This is a genomic window from Pseudoalteromonas sp. TB25, from assembly GCF_000497995.1.
Lineage (GTDB): Bacteria > Pseudomonadota > Gammaproteobacteria > Enterobacterales > Alteromonadaceae > Pseudoalteromonas > Pseudoalteromonas distincta.
Window position 1 is genome coordinate 1 of sequence record NZ_AUTI01000084.1, and the last position, 1,738, is coordinate 1,738.

Genomic DNA, 1,738 nt, shown 5'->3' on the forward strand with positions numbered 1-1,738 from the left:
CCAGCCATATCAGCCGTTGCTGAGGGGTACGATGTATATGCCGTTGTTGATGCTTCTGGCACTTGGAATAAAGCTGTAACTGATGCTGCTATGCATCGAATGACACAAGCTGGTGTGAAAGTGGTCACATGGGCATCTGTATTAGCGGAAGTGATGGATGACTGGCGAAGCGAGCATGGCATAGCGCTCGGCGGCGTGTTGGGCGAACATACAAGCTATCGTTGGGTGTATAACAGTTTCCTTCAGGCCAGTGGCCAGAACTAAAACTATTTGGCCGTATGTGAGTACGGCCGTTATTTAAAATTCTTGATAAATGTATTGACTATGAATAATGTAAAAAAACCTAATCAACATATCATAGCGCTGATTTCATTCTTAGCGCTCGTACCTTTGGTTTATTTTATCCCTGATTTTATTGGGCGGTATGTAACAGATAATAAGTTGCTCAACGTTATCGTAGCTGTAGGTATTATTGTGCCATTAATTTCTTATGTTGTTGTACCACTCTCACTAAAATTACTTGATAAGAAGTTAGATTAAGGACCATTTAATTTTAGAAACAGAAATTGTCAAAGTGAACAAACAGACCGCTTACTGCTAACTAAAGCAAGTCAACAAGTTGCTATGAGTGCTATTGGCACGTGCCAGACTCTAACTTCGAGTCTGGCTTAGCTTCAAATTTAAGCATCGATCTGTTCTGATACTTCTAACGCATCATCAACTTCTATTCCCAAGTATCTGACAGTGCTCTCTAGTTTTCTATGGCCAAGTAGAAGCTGACAGGCTCTTAAATCTTTAGTTTTTTTGTAAATTAGTGATGGTTTGGTACGTCTCATTGAATGAGTACCATATTGAGTCTTATCTAACCCAATTGAGGTGACCCAAGAGTCAACTATACGTCCATATTGACGGGTTGAGAGGTGTGCAGAAGAATGAACTCGTGATTTAAACAAGTAATCATAAAAATTGAGACTAAATTGCTCTATGAGCGCCACAATTGAGATCCTTGTATTTCCAGTAATTTCAAATTGAACAGGCATACCAGTTTTTTTTTGAACGACTATTGCCCTTGATTGGATTGTTTTACCATGTGCGATGTCGTTAACTTTTAGTGAAACTAAGTCACATCCTCTTAGTTTGCTATCTATGGCTAGGTTAAATAGTGCTAGATCTCTTATTTTATGAAAAAGTTCTAGTCGTATTCGGATAGCCCATATTTGCTGTAATTTCAGAGGTAACTTTTGTCCTACAAGCTTATTTTTATTCCAAGGCTCTTTAGGCTGATATATTGTTAACTGATGCATTAGTTGTACTCCGGTGTTTATGGAGTTTTAAGCTTAGCCCGCTACAAAAGAATTCGGGTATGAGCGAACAGCGGTCATTGGAAAAGTTAAATTTATTCTAGTGCTTTGAGTAGAAATCTAATTTTGTCCAATAACATTATTAAACGCCGTTTTGGTGTGTTATAAGCTGTTAGTAAGACACGAATATTTCGCATATGGAGTTGCCAATGAATAACGAAACAAATAACCCTCGCATTAAAGAAGATGTTGAGCCAAAAGACCTAATTAAAATGCAAACTGAAGTCGGTTTAATTGAATCAATGCTTCAGTCGAAGACGCTCACAGCTATAGTCATCATTGCAATTATTTTGTTGGGTGGCTTTTTCATGTTCTTGTCCAAGGTGACAGGTTAGCCGCAACAGAATGTATTGCTAACAAGCATCTAAATCCTACAT

The 1,738-nt window shown here is 38.3% G+C and carries 4 protein-coding genes; 3 read left to right on the forward strand and 1 reads right to left on the reverse strand.

The annotated features are described in order from the left end of the window. Both L652_RS0101665 and L652_RS0101670 read left to right on the forward strand, forming a co-directional pair. The coding region (locus tag L652_RS0101665; RefSeq protein WP_024594840.1) for an isochorismatase family protein at positions 1-264 on the forward strand (264 nt) is incomplete at its 5' end. Between the two features lie 60 nt (positions 265-324). Next, positions 325-540, forward strand: a complete 216-nt coding sequence (locus L652_RS0101670; RefSeq protein WP_024594841.1) for a hypothetical protein — start codon at positions 325-327, stop codon at positions 538-540. A gap of 140 nt (positions 541-680) precedes the next feature. Here L652_RS0101670 and L652_RS0101675 read toward each other — a convergent pair whose 3' ends face one another. After that, a complete protein-coding gene (locus tag L652_RS0101675; RefSeq protein WP_024594842.1) occupies positions 681-1,304 on the reverse strand; it encodes a tyrosine-type recombinase/integrase in 624 nt (207 codons plus the stop codon). Between the two features lie 206 nt (positions 1,305-1,510). On the opposite strand from L652_RS0101675, the gene L652_RS0101680 reads away from it, so the two are divergent. Continuing rightward, positions 1,511-1,696 carry a hypothetical protein gene (locus L652_RS0101680; RefSeq protein ID WP_024594843.1) on the forward strand — a complete coding sequence of 62 codons (186 nt, stop codon included), beginning with the start codon at positions 1,511-1,513 and terminating at the stop codon, positions 1,694-1,696. Positions 1,697-1,738: the final 42 nt, after the last annotated feature.

What these genes read in the sequence shown, in the direction of transcription:
- L652_RS0101670 (WP_024594841.1), top strand. Translation starts at nt 325, where the DNA reads ATGAATAATGTAAAAAAACCTAATCAACATATCATAGCGCTGATTTCA.
- L652_RS0101675 (WP_024594842.1), bottom strand. Translation starts at nt 1,304, where the DNA reads ATGCATCAGTTAACAATATATCAGCCTAAAGAGCCTTGGAATAAAAAT.
- L652_RS0101680 (WP_024594843.1), top strand. Translation starts at nt 1,511, where the DNA reads ATGAATAACGAAACAAATAACCCTCGCATTAAAGAAGATGTTGAGCCA.